This is a genomic window from Methanococcoides mangrovi (assembly GCF_052057775.1).
GTDB lineage: Archaea > Halobacteriota > Methanosarcinia > Methanosarcinales > Methanosarcinaceae > Methanococcoides.
Map to the genome: position 1 here is coordinate 1,700,664 of NZ_CP195121.1, position 25,594 is coordinate 1,726,257.

19 protein-coding genes, 1 tRNA gene and 3 rRNA genes are annotated in these 25,594 nt (G+C 45.3%); 16 read left to right on the top strand and 7 right to left on the bottom strand.

All coding sequences use genetic code 11. The annotated features are described in order from the left end of the window. Positions 1-56: 56 nt before the first annotated feature. From ACR3I3_RS08550 to ACR3I3_RS08625, 16 genes are all read left to right on the top strand, one after another. The gene (locus ACR3I3_RS08550; protein WP_440951845.1) at positions 57-719 is read left to right on the top strand and encodes a SagB/ThcOx family dehydrogenase; all 663 of its coding nucleotides are present in this window, start codon (positions 57-59) and stop codon (positions 717-719) included. A gap of 557 nt (positions 720-1,276) precedes the next feature. Next, a 16S ribosomal RNA gene (locus tag ACR3I3_RS08555) occupies positions 1,277-2,752 on the top strand. A 111-nt stretch (positions 2,753-2,863) separates the two neighbouring features. Next, positions 2,864-2,936, top strand: a tRNA-Ala gene (locus ACR3I3_RS08560). A gap of 145 nt (positions 2,937-3,081) precedes the next feature. Beyond that, positions 3,082-6,007 (top strand): 23S ribosomal RNA (locus ACR3I3_RS08565). 68 nt (positions 6,008-6,075) lie between these two features. Further along, positions 6,076-6,197: ribosomal RNA gene (rrf, locus tag ACR3I3_RS08570) — 5S ribosomal RNA — on the top strand. Together the 16S, 23S and 5S rRNA genes with 1 tRNA gene alongside form the textbook arrangement of a ribosomal RNA operon. Before the next feature lie 569 nt (positions 6,198-6,766). Further along, entirely contained in the window at positions 6,767-7,798 is a 1,032-nt protein-coding gene (locus tag ACR3I3_RS08575; RefSeq protein WP_440951846.1) for a radical SAM protein, read from the top strand. Between the two features lie 186 nt (positions 7,799-7,984). Continuing rightward, positions 7,985-8,551, top strand: coding sequence for a PAS domain-containing protein (locus ACR3I3_RS08580; RefSeq protein WP_440953774.1), 567 nt, complete (start codon positions 7,985-7,987; stop codon positions 8,549-8,551). Positions 8,552-8,656: 105 nt separating this feature from the next. Beyond that, entirely contained in the window at positions 8,657-9,628 is a 972-nt protein-coding gene (locus ACR3I3_RS08585) for a sensor histidine kinase (protein WP_440953775.1), read from the top strand. Positions 9,629-9,664: 36 nt separating this feature from the next. Then, complete coding sequence (locus tag ACR3I3_RS08590; protein WP_440951847.1) at positions 9,665-10,447, top strand: helix-turn-helix transcriptional regulator; 783 nt, start codon at positions 9,665-9,667, stop codon at positions 10,445-10,447. A gap of 424 nt (positions 10,448-10,871) precedes the next feature. After that, complete coding sequence (locus tag ACR3I3_RS08595; RefSeq protein WP_440951848.1) at positions 10,872-11,537, top strand: corrinoid protein; 666 nt, start codon at positions 10,872-10,874, stop codon at positions 11,535-11,537. Between the two features lie 193 nt (positions 11,538-11,730). Next, positions 11,731-12,594: a hypothetical protein gene (locus ACR3I3_RS08600; protein ID WP_440951849.1), complete on the top strand. Its 864-nt coding sequence runs from the start codon at positions 11,731-11,733 to the stop codon at positions 12,592-12,594. 31 nt (positions 12,595-12,625) lie between these two features. Next, positions 12,626-14,035 (top strand): aldehyde dehydrogenase family protein, encoded by a 1,410-nt coding sequence (locus tag ACR3I3_RS08605; protein WP_440951850.1) that lies wholly within the window; start codon positions 12,626-12,628, stop codon positions 14,033-14,035. A gap of 5 nt (positions 14,036-14,040) precedes the next feature. Beyond that, on the top strand, positions 14,041-14,889 hold the full coding sequence (locus ACR3I3_RS08610) for an SDR family NAD(P)-dependent oxidoreductase (protein WP_440953776.1): 849 nt from the start codon (positions 14,041-14,043) through the stop codon (positions 14,887-14,889). Positions 14,890-14,905: 16 nt separating this feature from the next. Then, positions 14,906-15,673, top strand: a complete 768-nt coding sequence (locus ACR3I3_RS08615) for a DUF5714 domain-containing protein (protein ID WP_440951851.1) — start codon at positions 14,906-14,908, stop codon at positions 15,671-15,673. Positions 15,674-15,852: 179 nt separating this feature from the next. Further along, positions 15,853-16,197, top strand: a complete 345-nt coding sequence (locus ACR3I3_RS08620; RefSeq protein ID WP_440951852.1) for a formylglycine-generating enzyme family protein — start codon at positions 15,853-15,855, stop codon at positions 16,195-16,197. Beyond that, positions 16,190-16,867, top strand: a complete 678-nt coding sequence (locus ACR3I3_RS08625) for a class I SAM-dependent methyltransferase (protein WP_440951853.1) — start codon at positions 16,190-16,192, stop codon at positions 16,865-16,867. The genes ACR3I3_RS08620 and ACR3I3_RS08625 overlap by 8 nt, the downstream gene beginning before the upstream one ends. Before the next feature lie 71 nt (positions 16,868-16,938). Here ACR3I3_RS08625 and ACR3I3_RS08630 read toward each other — a convergent pair whose 3' ends face one another. The 7 genes from ACR3I3_RS08630 to ACR3I3_RS08660 all read right to left on the bottom strand — a co-directional run bounded on the left by ACR3I3_RS08630 (position 16,939) and on the right by ACR3I3_RS08660 (position 25,541). Further along, positions 16,939-17,634, bottom strand: coding sequence for an MIP family channel protein (locus ACR3I3_RS08630; protein ID WP_440951854.1), 696 nt, complete (start codon positions 17,632-17,634; stop codon positions 16,939-16,941). Between the two features lie 118 nt (positions 17,635-17,752). Continuing rightward, complete coding sequence (locus tag ACR3I3_RS08635) at positions 17,753-18,904, bottom strand: phenylacetate--CoA ligase family protein (protein WP_440951855.1); 1,152 nt, start codon at positions 18,902-18,904, stop codon at positions 17,753-17,755. Positions 18,905-18,973: 69 nt separating this feature from the next. Beyond that, positions 18,974-20,473: a radical SAM protein gene (locus ACR3I3_RS08640; RefSeq protein ID WP_440951856.1), complete on the bottom strand. Its 1,500-nt coding sequence runs from the start codon at positions 20,471-20,473 to the stop codon at positions 18,974-18,976. A 35-nt stretch (positions 20,474-20,508) separates the two neighbouring features. Beyond that, positions 20,509-20,982, bottom strand: coding sequence for a DUF7479 domain-containing protein (locus tag ACR3I3_RS08645; RefSeq protein WP_440951857.1), 474 nt, complete (start codon positions 20,980-20,982; stop codon positions 20,509-20,511). Positions 20,983-21,023: 41 nt separating this feature from the next. After that, a complete protein-coding gene (locus tag ACR3I3_RS08650; protein ID WP_440951858.1) occupies positions 21,024-22,136 on the bottom strand; it encodes a uroporphyrinogen decarboxylase family protein in 1,113 nt (370 codons plus the stop codon). Positions 22,137-22,572: 436 nt separating this feature from the next. Next, positions 22,573-23,199: a hypothetical protein gene (locus ACR3I3_RS08655; protein ID WP_440951859.1), complete on the bottom strand. Its 627-nt coding sequence runs from the start codon at positions 23,197-23,199 to the stop codon at positions 22,573-22,575. Positions 23,200-23,372: 173 nt separating this feature from the next. Further along, positions 23,373-25,541: an oxidoreductase gene (locus ACR3I3_RS08660; protein WP_440951860.1), complete on the bottom strand. Its 2,169-nt coding sequence runs from the start codon at positions 25,539-25,541 to the stop codon at positions 23,373-23,375. Between the last annotated feature and the right edge of the window lie 53 nt (positions 25,542-25,594).

Sequence of the window (25,594 nt, forward strand, 5' to 3'; positions counted from 1 at the left end):
AAATACTTTTGATGTGAGTAAGATTTATAGATGTCGCAGGACAATCTCTTATTTTGATGAGTGGGGATAGCCAAAAGGACAGGAACGATCAGTTTGATCCGAGAGTTGATCATGTGGGTCCATCAACTGAGGTCGAACTTCCGGAACCGATACTTGAAAGCAGTTTTTCCATCGAACAGACCCTCGCAGAAAGGCGATCGGTTCGTTCCTATTCCGGAGGGTTGCTATCACTTTCCGATGTGTCCCAATTACTGTGGGCTGCACAGGGGATGACCCTGGACAGGTTCTTCAGGACAGCACCTTCAGCCGGTGCCCTTTATCCGCTTGAGGTGTATCTGGTCATCGGTAATGTGGATGGTGTGGATGCCGGGGTGTACAGATATGTGCCATCCAGGCATTCGATGGTACAAACAGTTGAAGGTGACCGAAGGGATGAGCTATGCAGAGTATCGTTGTCACAGCCACAGATAAGGGATGCTGATGCGGTGATCGTTATCACAGCGGTCTATTCACGCATAATGATAAAGTACGGAAATCGCGGGGTCAGGTATGCACATATCGAAGTTGGTTGTGTTGCTGAGAATATCTATTTGCAGGGAATGTCACTTGGTATCGGGATTTGTGCAGTGGGTGCGTTCGAGGACGAGGAGGTTGCGGCTATCCTTGATCTGCCGGTCAACGAAGATCCATTGTTGGTATTGTCTCTGGGGTATGTGTAATGAACCACTAATATGATTGGTATCACCCAAGAAATTACATTATATTGAAAATCTGCTTTTGGTTTGTGGGAATGCAACATACGATGTTCATTTTGTGAAGAATGATTTACAAAAATGTGCAGCAACCTTCCGAATCGGAAGGTATATATATGAGGCTGCTGTTGTAGGGGTGCTCACAATGAGCCGGTCGGTGTTGATTCAGACACGGTCGGGTTGTGAGCTCGAAAAACGCTATACATTCTTCGTGTATCTTGCACATTCTCCAAAAATGTGCAGCAACCTTCCGAATCGGAAGGTATATATACGATGGAATGTATCTAGGGAATCCCGCACAACGTGCGAGGAATTCAATCACCTCCAAATCAAAATCATTGGTGGAGACCGGAGCTTTTCCGGTCTGACGTTGAATGTGGCAGTTCGGTTAATTCTGACTGATAGTGATATTATCTATCAAAGAACTAACCAACTATTGTGCATAGAAAACAACTCTCTAATTAAATAGAGTTCTTTTCCGACAATTCTTAGTTAACTTCCAAATTTGTGTGCTTTAACAAATAACTCTGGTTGATCCTGCCAGAGGTTACTGCTATCGGTGTTCGACTAAGCCATGCGAGTTACATGTTCTTCGTGAACATAGCGGACTGCTCAGTAACACGTGGATAACCTGCCCTTAGGTTCGGCATAACTCCGGGAAACTGGTGATAATTCCGAATAAGCCATTATTGCTGGAATGCTTTTTGGTTCAAAGGCTTCGGTCGCCTAAGGATGGATCTGCGGTCTATCAGGTAGTAGTGGGTGTAATGTACCTACTAGCCTACGACGGATATGGGTTGTGAGAGCAAGAGCCCAGAGATGGATTCTGAGACATGAATCCAGGCCCTACGGGGCGCAGCAGGCGCGAAAACTTTACAATGCGGGAAACCGCGATAAGGGGACACCGAGTGCCAGCATATTATGTTGGCTGTCCACATGTGTAAACGGCATGTGTTAGCAAGGGCCGGGCAAGACCGGTGCCAGCCGCCGCGGTAACACCGGCGGCCCGAGTGGTAATCACTTTTATTGGGTCTAAAGGGTCCGTAGCCGGTTTGATCAGTTCTTCGGGAAATCTGACAGCTCAACTGTTAGGCTTCCGGGGAATACTGTCAGGCTTGGGACCGGGAGAGGTAAGAGGTACTATAGGGGTAGGAGTGAAATCTTGTAATCCCTATGGGACCACCAGTGGCGAAGGCGTCTTACCAGAACGGGTCCGACGGTGAGGGACGAAAGCTGGGGGCACGAACCGGATTAGATACCCGGGTAGTCCCAGCCGTAAACGATGTTCGCTAGGTGTCAGGGACGGTGCGACCGTTTCTGGTGCCGCAGGGAAGCCGTGAAGCGAACCACCTGGGAAGTACGGCCGCAAGGCTGAAACTTAAAGGAATTGGCGGGGGAGCACTACAACGGGTGGAGCCTGCGGTTTAATTGGACTCAACGCCGGAAAACTCACCGGGGGCGACAGCAACATGTAGGTCAGGCTAAAGACCTTACCTGAATCGCTGAGAGGAGGTGCATGGCCGTCGTCAGTTCGTACTGTGAAGCATCCTGTTAAGTCAGGCAACGAGCGAGACCCGTGCCCACTGTTGCCAGCATGTCCTTCGGGATGATGGGTACTCTGTGGGGACCGCTGGTGCTAAACCAGAGGAAGGTGCGGGCTACGGTAGGTCAGTATGCCCCGAATCTCCCGGGCTACACGCGGGCTACAATGGCTGGGACAATGGGTCCCTACACCGAAAGGTGATGGTAATCTCCTAAACCCAGCCGTAGTTCGAATTGAGGACTGTAACTCGTCCTCATGAAGCTGGAATCCGTAGTAATCGCGTTTCAACATAGCGCGGTGAATACGTCCCTGCTCCTTGCACACACCGCCCGTCAAACCACCCGAGTGAGGTATGGGTGAGGGCACGGATTTGTGCCGTGTTCGAACCTAAATTTCGCAAGGGGGGTTAAGTCGTAACAAGGTAGCCGTAGGGGAATCTGCGGCTGGATCACCTCCTAAGCAAGATCCGCACAAAGCGGATCACCGCTATCAGTCAGAAATCGAAAGACTGCCACATTCAACAAACCACTTTCAATGAAACAAGATTTCGCTGGTAGAACGAGAGCGAGGGCTTGTAGATCAGTTGGAAGATCGTCGCCTTTGCAAGGCGAAGGCCCTGGGTTCGAATCCCAGCAAGTCCATTGGATCAATTACGATTCACAAATCATCAAGTGCACCGAGCAAGTAATATTGCTTGGGAAGGATGGATGTGCCCATTCCCCGATTTTGGGCACTATGAGATCATGTATATATTACATATCAGACGCTCACTGGACAAAGTGAGATGGACTCTGGTAATTATGCCGTCAGGTGGATGGCTCGGCTCAAGCGCTGATGAAGGACGTGCCAAGCTGCGATAAGCCCAGGGTAGGCGCATGGAACCTATGAACCTGGGATTTCCTAATGAGACCTCTTAGCACATTTGTGCTGATCAGTCATGATCGGGAACGCCCCGAATTGAAACATCTTAGTAGGGGCAGGAAGAGAAATCGAAGAGATGCCGTTAGTAATGGCGAATGAACCCGGCAAAGTTCAAACTGAATCCCTCCAGCAATGTGAGGGAGATGTGGTGTTATAGGACCTTCTAAGGATCCCCTCTTTTCCTAGCTGAACTTATCTGGAACGTTAGACCATAGAGTGTGACAGTCACGTAAGTAAAGAAAAGCGGATCTGGAAGTGTTCCTGAGTACCGTGTGTTGGAAATCACGCGGGAATTTGGGAGGCACCAACTTCCAAAACTAAATACGTCTTGAGACCGATAGCGAAGTAGTAGGGTGACCGAAAACTGAAAAGTACCCCCAAAAGGGAGGTTAAAAGTGCCTGAAACCTGATGGTGATGGAGCGATATGGCATGAAAGGATCTTTAGTTCGAAGGAATCAACCGCGAGGTTGTAGTACGAGTTCTATTGCCGATGTCATATCATACGTTTTGAAGAACGGGCCAGGGAGTGTAATTAAGTGGCGATGGCTAACCTTTTATCTGGGAAGCCGAAGCGAAAGCAACATGCGTGCAACCCTTGTGGTGAGACGCGGCGTATACAAGTGCGTGGAGTCACTAAGTTACGACCCGAAGCCGGGTGATCTAGGCGTGGGCAGGTTGAAGCGTGGCGAAAGCTACGTGGAGGACCGCAAGCGGTATTGATCTGCAAATCATTCGTGTGACCTGCGTCTCGGAGTGAAAGGCTAATCTAACCCGGCATCAGCTGGTTCCTTCCAAAACATGTCGCAGCATGACCTAACTGGAGATAGTCGGTGGAGTAGAGCACTGATTGGTGGTCCCGGGGAAGAAATTCCTCAGCCGCTTGTCAAACTCCGAACCCACCGTCGTCGTAGAAGGTTGGAGTCCGGGCTACTGGGGTAAGCTTGTAGTCCGTAAGGGAGACAACCCAGCCCGTGGTTAAGGTCCCTAAGTGTCGACTAAGTGTTAATACTAAAGGGCGTCCTAAGCCCTAGACAGCTGGAAGGTTAGCTTAGAAGCAGCTATCCTTTAAAGAGTGCGTAACAGCCCACCAGTCGAGGTTTGGGGCCCCGAAAATGGACGGGGCTCAAGTCGACCACCGATACCACGGAGTACCGCAAGGTAATCTCGTAGGAAGGCGTTGCGTTCGGGCAGAAGCAGGGCTGTGAAGTCCTGTGGACCGTGCGGAAACGAAAATCCTGGTAATAGTAACAGCAAAGTCAGGTGAGAATCCTGACCGCCGAAGGGGCTAGGTTTCCTCGGCAATGATCGTCAGCCGAGGGTTAGTCGGTCCTAAGTTGTACCGTAATTCGAGTACATCGAAAGGGAAACAGGTTAATATTCCTGTACCATTTAGCAATAAAACTGACGTTTCGGGGCAGGCTGAGCGGCGCCGTCGCGCCGTCTAAGCATCGAACTCTGTGGAGAGCCGTAATGGCGAGAAGCAGACGAATATGTTATGGCGAAAGTCAGCTGCACCCTGGAACCCGTGAAAAGGGAGCTAAATGTCCGTACCGAGATCTGACACAGGTGCCCCTAGCTGAAAAGGCTAAGGCGTGTCGGAATAATTTGGCTAAGGGAATTCGGCAAATTGGCTCCGTAACTTCGGGAGAAGGAGTGCCTGCTGTGAAGACAGCAGGTCGCAGTGACCAGAGAACTCTAACTGTCTAATACCAACATAGGAGATCGCAAACCCGTAAGGGCTAGTACGATCTCTGAATCCTGCTCAGTGCAGGTACCTGAAACTTCGGTTCAACGGAAAGAAGGGCCTGTAAACAGCGGGGGTAACTATGACCCTCTTAAGGTAGCGTAGTACCTTGTCGCTTAATTGGCGACTTGCATGAATGGATCAATGAGAGTTCTACTGTCCCTAGCCAGAGTCCGGTGAAGCTTACATTCTAGTGCAGAGTCTAGAGACCTCTAGGGGGAAGTGAAGACCCCGTGGAGCTTTACTGCAGCCTGTCGCTGGGGTGTGATTTTGGATGTACAGTGTAGGTAGGAGACGTCGAAGCCGGTGCGCCAGCATCGGTGGAGTCGCAATTGGGACACTACCCTTCCAAAGTTACGCCCCTTACTCCGAGAGGAGGACCCCGATAGGTGGGCAGTTTGCCTGGGGCGGGACGCCCTTGAAAAGATATCAAGGGCGCGCAATGGTTAACTCAAGTGGGTCGGAAACCTACTGAAGAGTGCAAGAGCATAAGTTAGCCTGACGTGATTCAGCACAGTAGTGGATCGCGAGACGAAAGTCGGTTCTAGCGAACCTTTATGTCCCGCTTGGTGCGGGCTAAAGATGACAGAAAAGTTACCCCGGGGATAATTGAGTCGTTGCCGGCAAGAGCACATATCGACCCGGCAGCTTGCTACCTCGATGTCGGTTCTTTCCATCCTGGCTGTGCAGCAGCAGCCAAGGGTGAGGTTGTTCGCCTATTAAAGGAGATCGTGAGCTGGGTTTAGACCGTCGTGAGACAGGTCGGTTACTATCTACTAGAGGTGTCTGTAGTCTGAGGGTAAGTTGCTTTTAGTACGAGAGGAACAGGGCAACGGCGCCACTGGTCGATCGGTTGTCTGACAAGGCAATGCCGAGCAGCTACGCGCTAAGGAATAAGAGCTGAATGCATCTAAGCTCGAAATCTAACCTAAAAAGAGACTGCGTTAAGGATTCCGGTAAAAGACCGGATTGATAGGGTCGGGATGTACGCACCAAGGTAACGAGGTGTTCAGTCCGCGGCTACTAATATCCGTGCCTCATCCGTCTCGCTCTGTCCAGGCGAAATCTGATATGTGATATAATTAACATGATCATTTCCAGTATTAGAAGTGAGTATAGCGGCCATAGCGGCAGGGCAACTCCTGTTCCCATTCCGAACACAGAAGATAAGCCTGCCCACGTTGTTTACTGTACTGAGGTACGAGAGTCCTTGGGAAATCTACATCGCTGCTATGCTCACTTTATTATCCTTATTCTCTTATATTTGTTATTAATGATTTTATTCAATCTTTTAGTTCTATAATTAAACTGGACTTTAGATTCTTATGTTTTGTTTGATACAGATAGTTTATTCACTGATTTTGACAGTATTTTTAGGATTACTTTTACAATAGAAATGTTGGCCAGAACCTTTATTTGAAAACTAAATTTCCACTTGGTTGGGAGATAGCAATAGATTCTAGTAAGGGAGCACCATCTTTTTCCATCATATATTCTGCCTCTATTAATCGATGTGCTTCTTTTTTATGGAATCAAAGAGCAACTTAAGCTTGATATCTCAGGACAATATTACGGTCAATTGTAGAGGGTAACATTAACAGCTATATTAATTGTAAAAAATAAGAAACATTATGTTAAACTTAAGCTATAACAAGACATCTAATTATGGGTCACAGATGATCTAAAGTTTAACGAAATCATAAGTTTTGTTGAACTTAAGGGAATCTGAATCCATAATCAGAGGTTTTATGTTCTCTTAAGTTTAACAGAAACATTTCTATCTTTTACAATTAGTATTAATGTTAATGAAACCAAAGTTCCTGAACCGCTATCTCAAAGTGGAGCGTAATGAGCTGCCGGCACGTTTCATGATCACAAAGAGTATTCCCGTTGAATTCGATCCTTCAGTTTCTGTTGATGACCTTTGGAAGATGCATGACCGTGAGATGGGAAAGTATCGGAAGTTGCTGGAAACTATCGATCTTAAAGGAAAGAACATTGAGCTTCCTGAAGCCATACCATCACTTCTTGATCTGAAGATCTTGATAGCTGAGAGAATACTTGAGAACTGTCACCTGTGCGAACGAAGATGCGGTGTGGATCGGAGGTATGGTGAAAAAGGATTCTGCAGGTTGCTTGAGATCTCAAGATATGCATCTGAGTTCCTTCATATGGGAGAGGAGCCGGAACTTGTCCCTTCACATACCATATTCTTCACCGGGTGTGTCTTTGCCTGTGTTTTCTGCCAGAACTGGGACATATCCACAAGTCCTGACAGTGGGTTCGTTGCCGATCCTGAGAATCTGGCCAGGATCATAGAATCGAGAAGACTTGAAGGTTCCAGGAATGTAAATTTTGTAACCCCTACTCCACATGCACATTCTGTTCTGAAGATAATCAAAAGAACAACTGTCAATGTTCCTATGGTCTGGAATTCCAACATGTATCATTCAACCGAGGTGGCAAAACTGCTGGAGGGCGTGATCGATGTCTATCTTGCTGACTTCAAATATGGAAATGATGAGTGTGCGCGTAAGTATTCCAAAGTGAAGGATTATCTTAGTGTGGTAAAAAGGAACCATGAGCTTGCCTATCAGGATGCAGAGGTCATAATTCGCCATCTTGTAATGCCTGGTCATCTGGAATGTTGCACAAGACCGATCGTGGAATGGGTGGCCAGCTATGTTCCGGAAGTAAGGTTCAACCTTATGTTCCAGTATTCTCCATACTACAGGGCTTCAGAATACCCTGAGATCGACCGTCGGATCACATCCGGGGAAAGGAGACAGGCAATAGATATAGTAGAGGAAGCCGGTATTGAAGATCTTCTTATCTGACCGATTTCCGATTGGTTTAGGAATCTCTGTATTAAGATCCGTTAACCAGCAATTGAAATTAAGAGTACTACTACAAAACTTTCAATTGTTCCTTATCAATCGTTAAGATAATAAATGAGATCAACTCACAAATAGAGAATACTTTTAGAATTATATATCTATCAATAAGAAAGGAAATAGGTCTTGATGATCAGCAGTGAAGATATTGAAACAATCATAAACAGCAGTCATGCAGTCATTTTCCTTTGGAAGGCCGATGAAGAGTGGACTGTTGAATTCGTATCAGACAACATACTCCAGTTTGGTTATGATATGGATGAGTTCAGGGATGGCAAACTAACGTATGCGGACATAGTCCATCCTGATGATATGGGGCATTTAAAAAAGAGCTTTTCGGAATATTCCGGTAAGGATAAACTTGTTGGTTTCACACGCCAGTACAGGATCATTACAAAGTTCGGGGAGGTTCGCTGGGTCGATGAGAGATCACTTATTAAACGAAAAGCCAGCGGCGATATCGATGGCATACAGGGGATCATTTTTGATATAACAGAGAACAAAAAGGCTGAGGAAGCCCTGCAGATCAATGAAGCACGACTGGAAACACTTCTAAGACTTAATCAGATGAGCTCCAGTTCTGTCAAGGAGATCATTGAGTTCATACTTGAAGAGGGGATCAAACTGACGGGAAGTGAAGCCGGCTACTTTGCCCTTGTGAATCAGTCTGAAGATACCATTACGATCCATTCGTAGTCTGAAATAGCAGGAACAATCTGTAATGTCAAAGCAAAGAAACAATCCTATTCTGTTGAAGAGAGTGGAAAGTTCCTGGAAGTCATCAGGCAGCGTCAACCTCTTATCTTCAACAACCAGTTTTCAGGTCCGGCAAAAAATGGTTTCCCTGAAGGCCATGTAAAGATAATTCGCCACATGAATGTCCCTATTTATGATGGTCATAAGATCGTGGCGCTCGTCGGGGTGGCAAACAAAAGGACAGATTATACTGATTTTGATTCCAAACAGCTGAAGCTCCTGTTCGAAGAGATGTGGAAGATAATTCTCCGCAAGGAACTGGAAGATGCCCTGAAGTTGTTCTCAGAGGATTTTGAAAAGGCAAACAATGACCTGAAGTCTGTGAACAGCATAAGGAGAGAATTCATACACAGTAAAGATGACCTGCCTACAATGATATGCGAAGGCAGCTTTATTGAAAAGGAAACTCTCCGTGCCCTGAACAGGCAACAGGCCAGAGCTGTGGAGACTGCAATAAGAAGTTCTGAAAAGCTGAAGAGCATTGTTGATTCATTATTGTACATTGACATGGAAGAGTTCGAGAAGAAGAACTATAACCCCTCCGAGGTGAATGTCCGCTCGATCATTGAGCAAGTTACTTTGAATGTTATATTGAGAACCGATGAGAAGAACATTTCATTGACAAAGAAAATACCGGATGAGGTCACCAAAATAACTGCAGACAGGAACAAGGTCTCAGAGGTGCTTACAAAGGTCATTGAAAGCCTTATACAGTTCATACCTGAGAATGGAAACATTGATGTTGCAGTGACTGAAGAAGACAACATTGTTAATTTTGAACTGAAGGATAATGGTCTTGGTATTCCGGAACCACTTGTAACGAACCTGTTCATCAGGTTCTATCAGGTTCAGGATGAGGATTCTACTGTTTTGAGCAAGGACTATGAAGAGCTGAAATCAACATTCTTCCTTTGCAAGAACATAATCGATACCCATGGTGGGGATATCAAGGTCGAGAGCAAGGAAGGTAGCGGAACAACAGTTAAAATAAGTCTTCCAAAGAGCAAAGCTATATAAATCTTCAATCAATTCTTAGAAATTAAGGGAGTTTGCATGACATCTGAATTAGTAAGTACAGTTTTTTTATCCGAGAAAAGAAAAAAGATCGTCCTTATGTTAATGGACGGTCCGACCACAATTGACCGGATAAAAGAATCACTTGAAGGTAGTACCAGTGCAATAATGGCACAGGTCAAGATACTTCTCGAGCAGGGGCTTATCGAACAGAAGGACGATGATTACAGGCTTACCTACATCGGCCAGATCGTCCTTAAGAAGATCGCTCCTTTGATCAAAACTCTCGATGTATTGGAAAGTAACAAGAATTACTGGGCAAGCAGGGACCTGAGCGGTCTTCCGGAATCAGCTCTTGACAATATCGGAGACCTTGGAGAAGTTATCATCCATGAACCTGACCTCAATCACCTTTTCGAGCCGCCAAAACAGTTGCTTCAGAGTCTTAAGAATGCAGAGAACGTTTCAACATTCTATTCCTATTTCTGCCCTTCCTGTCCCTACAACTATGCGGAACTTGGAAGGAAAGAAACGAACTTCACCCTCATCCTGACAAGATCGGTATATACAAGACTGGTGGAGGAGTACGAGGACCAGTACAATGCAATGATAGCATCAAAGAACTCATGTCTTTATGTTGTTGATGACGATGCAGCGAAACTTGGTGCACTCTCGATAACAGATGACCTTTTATTGATCGCATTTTTCAACAGTGAAGGTATATTTGACCACAAGAAACTGCTTAGTTTCGAAGAAAGTGCACGTTCATGGGGAAAAGAGCTTTTTGGATACTATATGGAGATGGCAGAAAAGGTCAAATGAAAAGAACTGTATGACCGGCATTTCATGTAACATCTTACTTAATGATCCTCAAATCCATAGAAACAATCACTGCTGGCTTTGTTCGTCCAAACTCCTTTCATATTCCGGCCGTGATAAAAACATTGCTTTTGATTTTATCAACGCCATTATTTTTCCACAATGGCTTTTTTTCTGCTATGCCTTGGTTCCTGAACACGTATCTTTCCAGAACTACGATCCAATTGGGAAATATGCCTTTGATAATTCTTCTGATGGCGATTTTTTTTATGAAATCGTTATAAGTATCTTAACCAGGATACTGATTATTAGTCAATAATGATTCTTCAGGGATCGTTTCATTGACACTATGGATCCTGGTGGTCATGGATGCTATTAATGGACATATGCACCACTCCCTGACCACCAGATAAGAAGGAGGCATACTATGGAACAAAATGAGGTAATCAGTAATCTTACAGAAGCAGTTGTAACAGGTAACAAGGATGATGCTATCGCCTATGCTGAAAAGGCACTGGAACTTGGCATCGACCCATACGTTGCGGTCATTGACGGACTTGCAAAGGGTATGGAGATCATGGGTGTGAAATATGACAACAAGGAAGCATACATGCCACAGCTCATGATGGCGTCAAATGCAATGTATGGTGGAATGAACATCCTTACACCACATCTCAAGAAGGAGGGTGGGGAAAGATCTGCAGTAGCAATTATCGGATCAGTAGAAGGAGACGTCCACGACATTGGTAAGAACCTCGTGAAGACCATGCTCACTGCAAATGGATTCGAGGCTATCGATCTTGGAAAGGATGTAGAGATCAACGATTTTGCAGATGCAGCTATCGAGCACCAGGCAGATATCATCTCTTTGAGTACACTCATGACCTCAACAATGGACAACATGGAAGCAACGGTCAAACACATCCAGGACCAGGGTATCAGGGACAAGGTAAAGATCCTGGTCGGTGGCGCACCTGTTACCAAGGCCTTTGCTGATGAGATCGGAGCAGACGGAACTGCAACAGATGCCATGGAAGCTGCAAAGTTAGCAAAACAACTGCTTGTTGACCTTTCAGACAACAGATGGAATTAAGGTCTTTTGTCAAAAAGTAACACCTGAAGAGGGATTTTCAGGCAGTCATATGCCACTGCCTGACAACTCCTTCCCTCCCCTTTAAGGTTAAATTAAGATCCAAAAGACCAACAGATCGTCCGTTTCAGATTTCCAGCATCATCTGGGAACTAAAAACGAAAGATCATCAGTGTAAAATCAAGGAGTTCTGTTTATGAGTGGATTAATTCCCCTGAGATATATTGAGGACAAAAGCAGAATACTTGTCAACACTCCATTGTACTTTTGTCTGTTCATGCTCATTACGATATTTGGAGTTCTCATATATTATATACAGACAAAAGATGAGATCGCTCCTGCGATCATTCTCTCTGCATTGTGGGTCCTTTTCTGGAAGAACAGCCAGACGGAAGGTAAGATCTTCCTTGTGATAGCTTCCGTTTTCGGTTATGTCCATGAGCTGCTTGGTGTACAATACGGATATTTCACATACCTCGGTGGCGCTATTGGAAATGTCCCGATCTGGATATTACCAGGCTATGGAACAATATTCTGGTCAGCCCACAATCTATGGAAGATATTCGAAGGCCGCTATTCAAAAACAGGCTGGTTCCATTATGCGAACCACTTTGTCATTGTGAGCTTTGTTCTGCTCATACTGGCAGACTACGGGTACTTTGACCTGGCAAAAGAACCCCTGAACACAGCGGTCAAATTCGGGATCGTTTTCATGCTGTTCAGGAACTTTGACCTGTTAAGGCTCGCATACTTCACAGGATTCTTTACGGTTCTTACAGAAACTGCAGGAGAAACACTTGGAACATGGTCACACCCGACCTTTTCATTGCTTTCCCTTATGGCAGGGTACGTATTCCTTCTCTGGATATGCCTGTCACTCGCCGAGATCAGGGAAGCAAGGAAAGGGCTCCATAATGGAAGTGACCGTTTGATAAGTTGCATATCTGCACTAAAAGGATTTGTCAACGGACAGAAAGAGTGGACAAAAAGAGAGGCAACTGCCGCATTTTTGCTTACATCTTTCTATACTATGTCTTTGCTCGGGCTCAGCGCGGTCTGAGCATTTAATTTTCCTTATGTGAGGAATGAATATGTGTTTGGAGATCCGGCAGGTCTTTGAGATCCAGAAGAAGAATGCTTCTGACCTTGCAAGAACAACTGCAGAGGAACGTCTGGAACGTATCAGGCGTATTGAGAACTATCTTCAGGATGAGGAGCGTCTGAGCGAGCTCTACAAGGCAATGTACGATGACCTTCATAAACATGAGGCCGAGGTAATGGCTACAGAGGTCGGAGTTGTCCAGGCACATATCAATCATGTAAAGCGAAACCTTCACAAATGGATGAAGGACAGGAAAGTACCAACGCCCCTTCCACTTATAGGGACAAGATCGCACATAAGGTATGAACCAAAGGGTGTTGTTCTTATCATAGCACCGTGGAACTTCCCGTTCAACCTTACCCTTGTCCCACTTATCTATGCCATAGCAGCCGGGAATGCAGCTATCCTGAAACCCAGTGAAATGGCAGCAAACACTTCAGCTTACATCTCGCTCATGGTGTATGAGCTATTTGACGAGAGTGAGGTCGCCGTTTTCGAAGGAGACGAATCGGTGGCACAACAACTGCTGGACCTTCCTTTCAATCATATCTTTTTCACAGGCAGCCCGCGTGTCGGTAAAGAGGTAATGTCACGGGCTGCAGCACACCTTTCCAGTGTCACCCTTGAACTGGGCGGCAAGTCACCTGCTATCATAGACGAAACGGCGAATGTAAAGAGAATAGCAAAGAAGCTTGCATGGGCAAAGTTCATCAACAACGGCCAGGCATGCATCGCGCCTGATTACCTGTTCGTGCATGAGTCTGTAAGGGACGGTTTTGTGATCGAGTTCGGAAAAGCACTGGAGCAGCTTTATGATCCGTCAGGAGAAGGTATACGGAATTGCCCGGATTACTGTCGTATCATCAATGACCATCATTACAACAGGCTTCTGGGTCTCTATAATGATGCATGTGAAAAGGACGCCCGGATATTATATGGTGGCGAGTTCGATGATTCTGAGCTTTACATAGCTCCTACCTTGCTGGACAATATTTCCTGTGACATGAAGATAATGCAGGAGGAGATATTCGGCCCCATGTTGCCGATGATCACATACAGGAACAGGGAAGATGTGGTTCCTGTGGTCGAGCAGAACCCGTCACCTCTGATCCTGTACATTGCCAGTGAGGACAAGGGCAATATCGATTATTTCATGGACAGTATCCCTTCGGGGAGCACTCTGACCAATGATTATATGCTCAGCTATAGCAACCCCCACTTACCCTTTGGAGGCATAAACAGCAGTGGTCTCGGAAAGTCACTGGGCTTCCACGGGTTCGTGGGATTCTCCAATGAAAGGGCCGTAATGCAGCGAAAATGGGGTTCCATGGGAATGCTGTACCCGCCTTACACGGAGAATGTACGGAAGATGTTCAGAACCATCTACAGGTGGATGTGATCAACATGGAAGGCCTGTACAATGACAACAATGGACCGAAAGCCCGGCATCATGAGAGAATTGCTCTCATTACTGGTGGATCAAGCGGCATAGGTTTCGAGTTGGCTAAACTGTTCGTTAAACATGGTTACCAGCTCCTTCTTGTAGCCAAACCGGAAGATGAACTGCTCAATGCACGTAAGCTTCTGCAGGAGATCTATCCGGGAACACGGATCATGGTGAGAGCCGTTGACCTTTCCAGGGACGGCAGTGCACAGGAGGTCTATTCATTTTCAAAGGAACACTTCCCCCATGTCGATGTCCTGGTCAACTGTGCCGGATTCGGCACCTACGGTTTCCTGAATGACATTGACAGCCAGCACGAGCATGACATGTTAAATCTCCATGTGCTTACTCTCTATGACCTTACGCGTCTTTACCTTAGGGACATGCTGGAGCGTGATGAAGGCCAGATCATAAATATGGCCTCGATCTCTGCCTTCCAGCCAAATCCATATTTTACGACATACGGGGCAAGCAAGAGCTTTATCCTTCAATTCAGCCGGAGCCTGAACTACGAACTTCGGGAGATGGCTTCCAATGTACATGTAATGGCAGTCTGTCCCACGGCGGTCAAAGGAACAGGATTCCAGAAAGCTGCAAGGATGGAGAATACGAATACGTTTAATTCGTGGATGGCCACAACACCTGAGACTGTTGCACGTGATACCTATCGTGCAATGCAGAAAAAGAAGGATATGGTAATTCCTGGTCGTATTTTGAATCTTACCCATAAAATAATCACAAGACTGCCAACAAGCTGGCTGGTAAAACTTTCGCGTTCTCAACTAAGAGAAAAATATTCTCAAATTTGAAAAGAAGGTGAGTAAAATGGATGCAATACCAAAAGGAACAACGAACTGTATGGTCTGTGGTAATGACATTAGCTACCATGACCATACATGCAAGGCTAAGTGCTACTACTGCGGAGCTGAAGAAGATACCTACATGTGCTGTGAAAGTGCACATTACGTATGCGATAAATGTCATAGTGCAGACGCACTGGAGATCATCGAGAGTGTTTGCATGAACACGAATCTGAAAAATCCGATCCTTATTGCGGAAAAGATCATGGCCCATCCGAAAATACCAATGCATGGCCCTGAACACCACTCACTTGTACCTGCTGCCCTCATTACCGCATACATGAACTACATAGGACAGAAGGATTATACCAAGATCATTAAAGGTATAAAGAGAGGACAAAAGGTCGCAGGCGGTTTTTGCGGTTACCATGGAGCATGTGGCGGAGGAATCGGTGCAGGAATTGCAATAAGTGTCCTGCTGGGTGCTACACCGCTGACTCCGGAAGAACGTTCACATGCAAATAGGGGTACCTCAAGGTCACTGGAAGCAATTGCTGATGCGGGTGGAGCAAGATGCTGCAAAAAGGCTACGAGGCTCTCCCTGAGGGAAGGTATGAAGTACCTCTCCGAGATCTTCGGGGTCAACTGGATCAATGAGTGTAATACGAATGTCCAGTGTCAGTATTCCCAGTATAATGCACAATGTGACAGGGACTGTGTTTACAGAATAGAACATATTGGCTTAAAAGAACAGCCCAATTCATTTATAATACCCCTTGACATGAACAACTGATTTTTAGCTCCTACCGGGTTGGAGCTCTTTTTACTTTTCTAAAATTAAATTTGTAAAGAGACAATTTGATCAGCCGGGAAATGAATTCGTTTGATCTAAGTACAATTCATACAAATTTCAGATACACTTTAGCACAAAAAAGTCATAATTTTCATTAAATTATCAAGGAGTATTTCTGGATGATCGGAACGATCATTGGAAAAGAAGAAGTTGGGAATGGTCTGCATGACACTCATGGAAATGTGTGGGAATGGGTACAGGATGCGCATCATGACAGTTATGAAGATGCTACTGCAGATGGTAGTGCCTGGCATAATAATGATCTTTCTTTCAGGAGTATGAGGATTCTGCTTGGCGGTAGCCGGCAAACATCCGCTGCAGTTTGCAGATCCGCAATTCGGTACTACTATCCTCAGAAATACATCGCAGCAGCGGTCGTATTGGATCCCGCCTTCTCATGGAGCAATGATCTCTTTATTATGATTTTAAGTATATTTTATAGGAAGTGGACTCACAATGATTGATGATTCAGGATTAAACAAAGATATTTTGAGAAAACAACAGTGTCACTGGGAAAAGGTATTTTCAAGTAATAGTTTAAAGTTTGGTGATAAACCCAGTGAAGCCGCCCTAAGGGCAATTGAATTCTTTAAGAAAGAGGGGAAAACAAAAATCCTTGAACTTGGGGCTGGTCAGGGAAGAGATACTTTATTCTTTGCAAGAAATGGATTAGATGTTCATTCTCTTGATTATTCCAGAGAAGGTATTGAATGCATAAAGCAGAAAGCGCAGGAAAATAAGCTTTCTGAACATATAACAGCTTTTCAGCATGATGTTAGAAATCCTCTTCCATTTGACGATGAAACCTTCGATGCATGCTACTCTCACATGCTCTTCTGTATGCCACTAACAATCTCTGAGCTCCAATTTGTCTCAAAAGAGATACGAAGAGTCCTTAAATCGGGTGGATTGAACATATACACTACTCGACACACAGGAGACTCACAATATAGGACCGGGATTCACAGAGGTGAAGGAATGTGGGAAATTAAAGGTGGATTTATCGTTCACTTCCTGAGCAAAGAAAAAATTGACCAGCTTTCAGAAGGCTATGAGGTCATTAATATCGAGGAATTTGAAGAGGGGCTTCTTCCAAGGAAACTGTTCAGCGTATTCCTTAGAAAAAAGAGTTAAATTTCTAACTATTTTTGTTCCATTTTTCAATTGATATTTTTGAAATAAAAACAAAAAAGTAGAAATGAATCTCAGATAGTATCTATCCTATTATCTGTTTTTAGGGTAAATATTTTTGTATAAAATGTTGAAGCAAAAATCCCGCCTGCTATTGGTCCGATCCAGTATACAAGATGATCTGCCCAATGTCCCAATACAAAAGCGGGACCAAATGTCCTTGCCGGATTCATTGATGCACCTGTGAGACTTTCACCGACAACAATGTCCAGGAATATAATAGCTCCTATAATGATGCCGGCGTACTTAGTAGATGTCCTGCTATCGATAGCAACTACAAATATTGTAAAGACCAGCATGAAAGTCAGGATTGCTTCGATCAATACACCAGCCGTGAACGTCACTTCGGCTGCCAGTGCAGTTGTTCCCAAATTCATATTTCCTGCATCTATCGGTAATATATATGACAATAACAGACAGGCACATATTGCTCCCATCAGTTGAGCTATAATGTAGTATATCGTATTTTTCAGCTCGATCTGTCCTGTGACGAAAAGTGATGCAGTGACTGCAGGATTAATGTGTGCTCCAGATATGCTCCCGATGGAATAAACTGCCAGAGTGACAATGATACCGCATGCAGCTGCTATGCCAAGAATATCGTGTGACCCAAGGAAACTCCAGTTCACATTGACTGATCCGGTGGCAACAAGTACCAGAGCAAATGTTCCTATGAACTCTGCTAAGCTTTTTTCTAGTGAATTTATCAATGAGCTTCCCCCTTATTTTATGTTAAAACGGCAAACGATCACGTATCAAAAAAGATCATGTCCCCTTAAGGAGACGCAAAATAAGGTGATCGCTTTTGAAATGGATGAGCTGATACGGTCAATCGTTACCGTTGTAGTCATCCATTCTTTTCACGTTCATTATCCGCTGGTCCAGATGAGCACCGCAATTGCATTTCTCATCGAAGATCGCAGAGATATCTCGTGTTCGGTATCGTATGAGAGGCATACATCTGCGTCTTAATGTTGTAACCACAAGCTCTCCCTCTTTTCCGGGGGGCAGGATCTTACCGGTTTCAGGGTCAATAACTTCGATCAGGAAATCAGGGTTATTCACATGCAAACCATCCTGCCCCTCACATTCGATAGCATTTGCCAGCCCGAGTTCTGTCATACCCCACTGTCTGACAGCCTTACAGCCCCAAACACTTTCTATTACCATTCTCATGGTGTCGGTCAAAGGTTCAGATGAGCAAATTATCTTCTTTATACCGAGGTTTCTTACATTTTCAAGCTTGTTTGCTTCAACTGTAAAATTATATATGAAAGACGATGTACCGATAATAACAGTAGTTCCCTTTTCTTTTATGGTATCGATCTGGCTTTGTGCATCAATGGAATCATTGATCACAGAACGGAAACCTCCGAGATCGCAGGCCCTGCTTAATACAAGTCCGGGGTCCCAGGTTGCGGTAATCGTGGGATACATGATCTGTAATGTGTCATCATCAGAGTCCATTCCTGCCATCTTCAGTCCGGAGATCACGGAATCAACGATCTCAAGTAACTCTTCCTGGGCATATGCCACTCTTTTCAGCATATTCGTGGTTCCGGAACTTGTGAACTCGCGTGCGATATCTTTTCTGGAAACACAGAGAAAATGGTAGGGATGGGTCGCGAGCTTATCCTGCTCTGTTAGAGGTATCTTTGCCAGGTCTTCGTATGAGTTGATCTGGGAGGAGTCAAGACCATGTTCTGCATACAGTTCCTTATAGTATGGACTGTTCTCGGAAACATAATCTACCAGTTCCTTCAGTTTCAGAAGCTTATATGACTTTATATCATCCCTGTCAAGATCCCTGTCACCAAAAATCTTTTTCAATTCCTTATCTTTGGCGATCTCTTTTTTGATCTTAGCTACGCCCCACTGTTCCAATGGATTTCCATTATTGCAATTTATTTTTCTGGAATCCAGTTTTCTTTTTGCTACATTCATCCTTATGGATGCGCTGATCTTTTCAGGAAGATTCATATTATTGCCTCCGTTTTGATTATCTATTCACAGCTCAAACCTCATGATCAAAATTAAAAAAATAAAAAATTATTTTTCAATTCCAATAGTCTTGTCTTTGTTGCCGTTCTTGCTGCGATACAGAAAGTCACCGTTACAATTGCTGAGGTTGTAGTTGCAGAACGGGATAAGTTTTCCATCCTGTGTCACGACGTGTATGCAGCAGTTCTCAACACGTTCCTTTTCGTATGACCAGACGTCCTGGAAGGCCATTGTTGAAATTGTCAGGTATTTGTTCATGCTCATCTCGATGAAGTCTGCCCATCCGCCACCGGAACGACAGCAGGAGCTTTCCATTGGTATAGTTTCAAGAGGGATGGTGTTCCCGGGTTTTTCACAGCAGGAAAACGTGCTATCGGGTATGCTGGCATTGCTAAGTGCGGTTTTGGTAAGCAGGTCACAACATGATGGTTTAGTTACCGGTTGCAGGTCAGGTGTTGATCCTTTCCAGCGTCCCATGATCGACTTCTTTGTCTTGTTAGCAACGTCGGATCTTGACTTCAGAGCACCCATTGAGACATTGGTAAGGGGTATGAAACCGCTATCATCAACAAGTGTCAGGCAGGTTGCTCCACAGTGGGCAGTTGGCATCAGAGAGGGTGTAAAATTATCAACTTTCAACTGCCCGCCTGTTTGAGCTTCCACTGCTTCGAGCAATTCCAGAATGGTGGTCCTGCCTTCCATTTCATCAGGAGACCTTCCTGAATAGAAGACCGGCTGGAAATGTACCCCTCTGACAGTTGGGACATGCTGGCTGGCAAATTGGATTATTTTGCCAACTTCATGGAGGTTGTAGTTCTTTGCCACAAGTGGTACAAGTACGACCCCGATTCCGGCCTTCTCACATCTTTCGATGACCCTGGCTTTTATTTCGAGCAGTTTTTTCCCGGTCCTTTGCATGTAAACGTCGTCGGAAACACCATCAAAACCGAGATATATCGCATCAACGCCTGCTTCTTTTATGCTATTCAGGTAATTCTGGTCACGGGCAATGCGTCGTCCGTTGGTGTTGAGCTCGACATGGGAAATGCCGACTTCTTTAGCGAGTTTTATGATCTCAGGAAGGTCGTTCCTTAATGTTGGTTCTCCTCCTGATATTTGGACACAGGTCGGATCGTTGGAGCATGCCTTTACTGCTTCGAACATCCTTCTTATCGTGTCCATGTCCGGGTCATTACTGGCATCAGCTGTGGAATCAGCAAAACAATATTTACAACCCAGATCACACCTGTCTGTAACTTCCACAACGGCAAGACAGGTATCCTGTTTGTGGGAGGGACAGATGCCACAATCATAAGGACAGCCTTTGTTTACATCTGTCAAAGGTGCTTTGACCCTGGCCCGATCGACATCGAAACACTCTTCCATCTTCAGGTAGTGGTTTATGTCATTGGAAATGAGTGTAGTAAAGGTTCCATGATCAACGCATTCTTTTTTGATGTATACTTTTCCATCCTCTACAAATTTGATACCTTCTATGCTCTTTAGGCATTCAGGGCAAATGGTACCAACTTTTCCGATCTGTTCCATCTTATCCCTCCCGGAGTTTTAGTTACACAGGGTTATCAGGCCCTCTTTTCTTCCAGGATGGATTCGGCTGTCTTCAGTGTCTTGTTGACACCTTCGGAAATGTAGATCTCACCACATTTCGGACAGACCATTCCGGGACCGGGCCTTGAAACATCAAGGTAGGACATATCGACGTTCCTGTCTACTGCTGCTTCATTACAGTTGTTGCAGGTCCATCCGTTCTCGTCGTCATATTCGACCTCAACGAAAGCACCACCGGTTAATCCGGCAATGTTCATCTTGTGAGCATATGCACCTTTCAGCTCAAATGCACCATTATCGAGATAGGAATAGAGTGCATAGGTTGTCAGATTGTCTGCTACACCTTTTGCAAGGAAGACCGCTCCTTCCGAATCCTTCAGTTTGTTTCCAGTGGATTCTGCGTTCTCGATTATTTCCTGGATTTCTTCGATCCTGAACCCGTTATCCTTTAACAGGTCGTTTACTTCATCAGATACATTTAGATCCATAGATAACACTCCTTATTTTCTTGTACACCTTGTTCCGAACTTCAGAACTTCTCATATTTTCCGAAATCTCTTGCAGCCTTGACCAGTGCATGGACATTTGCAGGTGGAGCATTTGTTGGACATTCACAGGAAGTTCCGATGATGAATCCTCTTGGGCTATCCTTTCCTGCAAGGATCTGCTCTTTGGCCTGCTCATAGACCTGTTTCTGTGTACCGCGGTCAACAAGCTTGGTATCGACTGTTCCGAAACAGGTACACCTGTTACCAAAGTGCTCGACAAGTTTGGATGATGGGAAGATATCCTTACCGTCATATCCGATCTGGACAACAGTGAAAGGACTCATTGGAGCATCTTTCCACAGGTCGAAGTCATCACTGTGGTTTCCACAGAGGTGATAGTAAACTCCAGGACCTGCACCTGCGTTCATCATCTTCCTGACAGCCTTAGAGACCGGATTGTAGCTGAACCTCTTGATCTGTTCCCTGTCCATCAGGTCACCGCTTGCAATTACTGAACCGGTGATCATTACGTTTGCACCATAGCGGTTTGCTGTGGCCCTACAGGCATTTGCCATGTGGTCGGAGGCCTTGTTTGTCAGCTTATCGACAACTTCCGGTTCTGTTATCATCCACATGAAAACATCATCAATGGATGCCCAGTTGGTTGCTACCTCCATTGTACCACCCAGCTGGGTGATCGGTGCGAACATCTGTGGGAATTCCTTGTGACAGGTGTCCAGTGCCTCAAAGTGCTTTGTCAGGGTAGGTCCCTTTTCAAGATCCTCCGGGCCCAGTACTTCAAAATTATCAACATCTGCTGCATCCTTGATAGGACGCTTTGTAATTCCTGGTGGGGAGTTTGCCTGGACCTTTACTTTAGCCCCGTAATCCTCACCCCAGTAATCTGCATATAGGTAATGACCTACTGGAGTTACATCATACATTTCACATGTATGACAGACCATTCTCATTGCTTCTGCCGGATTCTGCCAAAAGTAGCCTACGTTCTTCTTGAAAACGCTTGCTGCATGTGACAGGATGATCGGATCCACAATTACTCTTTCCGAGGGAGTATCTACGAACGGGGTTGTCCATAAATTCCCTGCCTTTCCTAGCCAATCTGTGTCTATTGGTGCATAATCTTCTGCTGGCATGATTTCATCACCCAATCTGTTTGTATTTTGCATCAATAGTCTGAGAAGCAAATTTTTCCATAGTTACCACTCATGATCATCGATGCAGTATCTTTCTTCGATCCATTTCAACAGAATGTGGTCAGCCCACGTCCTATTGACTAATAATCAATATCCTGGTTAAGATACTTATAACGATTTCATAAAAAAAATCGCCATCCGAAGAATTATCAAAGGTATATTTCCCAATTGGATCGTAGTTCTGGAAAGATACGTGTTCAGGGACCAAGGCATAGCAGAAAAAAAGCCATTGTGGAAAAATAACGGCGTTGATAAAATCAAACCCTTGAATATCATCAGTGAGAGGATCTTGTAGGCAAAGATGGTCATGTGGGAGCAGGCTAGCTGAAATGATGTTTTTCCTGAACATATGTCATGCAAGGTCACATGTAACGGCTCAGACGGTTCGGGCCGCTAAAGCTGCAAGTATAGTGCCTATTCCGGCAGCTGGCACTCCGGCCAACGTTGCTATTCCTGCAACAGCACCATATTTGGCAACACCAAGCAGCGTGTTCACAATTGAGTTCTTTATCTGGTCTGTATCATCCAGCCATTCATACAGTTCATCAAGGTACAGGTCTTCATCTCCCACATAATATAGTGGCAGGAAGTTGTCACTCTCTATAAGGTATGTGAACCATTCATTCAGTATTTCCAGGTATATGTCAAAACCATCTAAGATCGAATAGATCGCAGACTCTATCTCTTCATACTGGAGATTACGGGCATCCAGGTCTGTGAGAAGTGAGAGGCCGTATGGTGAAAAACCGAACTTACAAATATACAGTTCGAAATTTGCCTGTAGAAGTCTGTACATCAACATGGGATCAAGCCAGGCCTGTTCATCTTCGTCAAGATCGGCAAGGACCATCTGGATAGTTATGATATCACTGTCGCATGTCGCAAGAAGTTCGATCTCAGTTCCATCTGCCAGAAGATCCGACCCCAATGACGTATATGGTATCCGGACATGATCAGCTTCTATCGTATACACAAAGCCGGCTTCATCAAGAAGCTGGCACAATTCTTCATCTGTTCCAGTTATCCTAATACCCCCAAATTCAGGCCACAGTATTTTATCCTATAGCTTACTGGAAGTTGGTAGTTTTTGTAATAAATCCTTTTCTGAGACTCCTATTGGCTAATTTCATCAAGGTAACTCAATTCTCTTGAATAGATGAGGTTGATATCTCCTCTTCAGATATTCCTTGCGATCTCATTTGCATCATTGATTGCCTTCCACAAGTTAGCCGGTTCTCTCGAATCCCCGATCGAGTATGTCTCTTTGGAAGGACATGCTTTCATCAAATGACGGTAGAAAGAATTGTTCGGCTTACCGGATGTTGCAAAGAGAACAAGGTCCACATCTATTTCGACTTCCTCCACATTTCCCGGTTTGAGTTTCTTTTCGAAAGGATTGTTCACATTTTCAGGAATAAGTGATCTCCAGGGCGTGTATGGAGGTTCTCTGCCTTTGTTTACTTCAATGATGGCCTTGTTCCCGTAAAAGCGTACAACTTCCGATGCATTGTAAGACGTGATGGGTTCTTTCAGGACATCATCCTTTTTACCTGATGGTGAGCCTTTTCCCATCATCATCCACAGCATCTGTGACCTGTTAGCCATCACTGTCCTGGGTATCAGGTCCTTGTTCTTACCGACAACAGTTACATTTAGACCCTTTTCATAGGCCAGGGAATAGCCTACCTCACATCCAAGGATACCGCCACCCACTACCAGAATGTCCTTTACATCATCTGTTAGCTGCATATCATTGTCAAGGAACTCGCGAATTTCCTGATGTGGGATGCTTTCCATCCCTTCAATTTCCGGAATCCTTGTTTCCAGCCCGGTGCAGCAAAAGATAACATTGAACTCATCTTTGATATCATCCGGAGCTACTTCATTATTGAACTCAATTTTCAGGCCTTCATCAGCTAACAGGTCCAGGCGGTATTGGAGATTTTCAAGATAGCGCCTGATGTCATGCTTGATCTTCAGTTTCCCGGCCAGGTGAAGCTGTCCTCCGATATGGTCCGTCTTTTCAAAGAGGGTCACATCATGGCCTCTTTTGTGAGCGGTCATTGCAGCCTCACAACCGGCAGGCCCTGCGCCTATGACAGCTATCCTTTTCACCACATCCGTTTTTGTCAGTTGTTTGCAATCCTCAAAGCCCATATAGGGATTGACGGTACAGCAGGAGTGTCCACCCAGTTTGAGGGATTCAAGACATGCTTCCTGGTCACCGATGCAGTGAACGATCTCCTTTTCTCTTCCTTCTTTTACCTTTCTGGTCCAATAGGGATCGGCCAGAAGTGGTCTTCCAAGCATCACACAGTCTGCCCATCCTTTCTCAAGGACCTTTTCAGCAACTTCAGGTTTACCGAGTTTGCCCACAGCAATAACCTTTGCGTCGATGTTCTCCTTCAGGAAATAGGCTTTCAGCCTGCCTGCAAGCTCTTCAGCATAGATTGCATCATCGAAATAGGCAGGTGGATGTGGCCAGAACCAATTGTCATAGCAGCCTTTGTCCACATCGAAAGCATCCACTCCGGCTTCATAGAGCACTTTGCAGAACTCCAGTCCTTCCTCGATGGTGCGTTCCTTTCCTCGGAACTTTTTCCTGAATACCTCCTTGCCGTAGCTTTCTTCAAGTGCCTGGGTAAGGTCGATCCTGTAGATTATCGGGAAATCATCGCCACATCTTTTTTTAATTTCCTTCACGACATCGATACCGAACTGGAACTTGTTCCTGTATCTGCCGAATCTCCGCCTGTTCCACGGGTCAGAGGTCAGCTGGTCCATAAGGTAACCTTCATGACCATGTATCTGGACACCGTCAAAACCGGAGACCTTCGCATTGACCGCACATTGCCCGAAGCTTTTCACGATCTTGCGTATCTTTCTGTCAGATAGTGGAAGGTGCGGGACCTGCGGGACATAGAAGTTCCTGTTGAACGAAGCCGATCTTAAGATCCTGCCTTTCAAAGCAGGTTCGGGAGAACCAACCCTTCCAAGTCCGGCAGATAGCTGGATGAATATTTTTGAACCATAGGGTCTCACTGCTGCTGTCAGGTCCCTCCATCCTGAAAGGCGTGTCCTTGAGGTGCCATCTATCCGTGGTAAATATGTTGTATCATTGTCCTCGGAAACCGTTGGATCGATACCATAAGAAACCGGGACCAGACCGGTTATCAGGAGGCCTGTACCTCCCTTTGCCCGCTCCCTGAAGTATGCGATCATCTTTTCTGTGGGACGGCCAATGGGATCTGCCATATTGATGTTCCCCATCGGTGCCATGATCACCCTGTTCATCAGATCACATGTACCGATATTACAGGGTTCGAGCAATTTTTCGCAGGCCATCTATTTCACTCTACATATTTCATATACATATCATACAGCGTTCCATCGTGGGA

What these genes read in the sequence shown, in the direction of transcription:
- ACR3I3_RS08550 (WP_440951845.1), top strand. Translation starts at nt 57, where the DNA reads ATGAGTGGGGATAGCCAAAAGGACAGGAACGATCAGTTTGATCCGAGA.
- ACR3I3_RS08575 (WP_440951846.1), top strand. Translation starts at nt 6,767, where the DNA reads ATGAAACCAAAGTTCCTGAACCGCTATCTCAAAGTGGAGCGTAATGAG.
- ACR3I3_RS08580 (WP_440953774.1), top strand. Translation starts at nt 7,985, where the DNA reads ATGATCAGCAGTGAAGATATTGAAACAATCATAAACAGCAGTCATGCA.
- ACR3I3_RS08590 (WP_440951847.1), top strand. Translation starts at nt 9,665, where the DNA reads ATGACATCTGAATTAGTAAGTACAGTTTTTTTATCCGAGAAAAGAAAA.
- ACR3I3_RS08595 (WP_440951848.1), top strand. Translation starts at nt 10,872, where the DNA reads ATGGAACAAAATGAGGTAATCAGTAATCTTACAGAAGCAGTTGTAACA.
- ACR3I3_RS08600 (WP_440951849.1), top strand. Translation starts at nt 11,731, where the DNA reads ATGAGTGGATTAATTCCCCTGAGATATATTGAGGACAAAAGCAGAATA.
- ACR3I3_RS08605 (WP_440951850.1), top strand. Translation starts at nt 12,626, where the DNA reads ATGTGTTTGGAGATCCGGCAGGTCTTTGAGATCCAGAAGAAGAATGCT.
- ACR3I3_RS08610 (WP_440953776.1), top strand. Translation starts at nt 14,041, where the DNA reads ATGGAAGGCCTGTACAATGACAACAATGGACCGAAAGCCCGGCATCAT.
- ACR3I3_RS08615 (WP_440951851.1), top strand. Translation starts at nt 14,906, where the DNA reads ATGGATGCAATACCAAAAGGAACAACGAACTGTATGGTCTGTGGTAAT.
- ACR3I3_RS08620 (WP_440951852.1), top strand. Translation starts at nt 15,853, where the DNA reads ATGATCGGAACGATCATTGGAAAAGAAGAAGTTGGGAATGGTCTGCAT.
- ACR3I3_RS08625 (WP_440951853.1), top strand. Translation starts at nt 16,190, where the DNA reads ATGATTGATGATTCAGGATTAAACAAAGATATTTTGAGAAAACAACAG.
- ACR3I3_RS08635 (WP_440951855.1), bottom strand. Translation starts at nt 18,904, where the DNA reads ATGAATCTTCCTGAAAAGATCAGCGCATCCATAAGGATGAATGTAGCA.
- ACR3I3_RS08640 (WP_440951856.1), bottom strand. Translation starts at nt 20,473, where the DNA reads ATGGAACAGATCGGAAAAGTTGGTACCATTTGCCCTGAATGCCTAAAG.
- ACR3I3_RS08645 (WP_440951857.1), bottom strand. Translation starts at nt 20,982, where the DNA reads ATGGATCTAAATGTATCTGATGAAGTAAACGACCTGTTAAAGGATAAC.
- ACR3I3_RS08650 (WP_440951858.1), bottom strand. Translation starts at nt 22,136, where the DNA reads ATGCCAGCAGAAGATTATGCACCAATAGACACAGATTGGCTAGGAAAG.
- ACR3I3_RS08660 (WP_440951860.1), bottom strand. Translation starts at nt 25,541, where the DNA reads ATGGCCTGCGAAAAATTGCTCGAACCCTGTAATATCGGTACATGTGAT.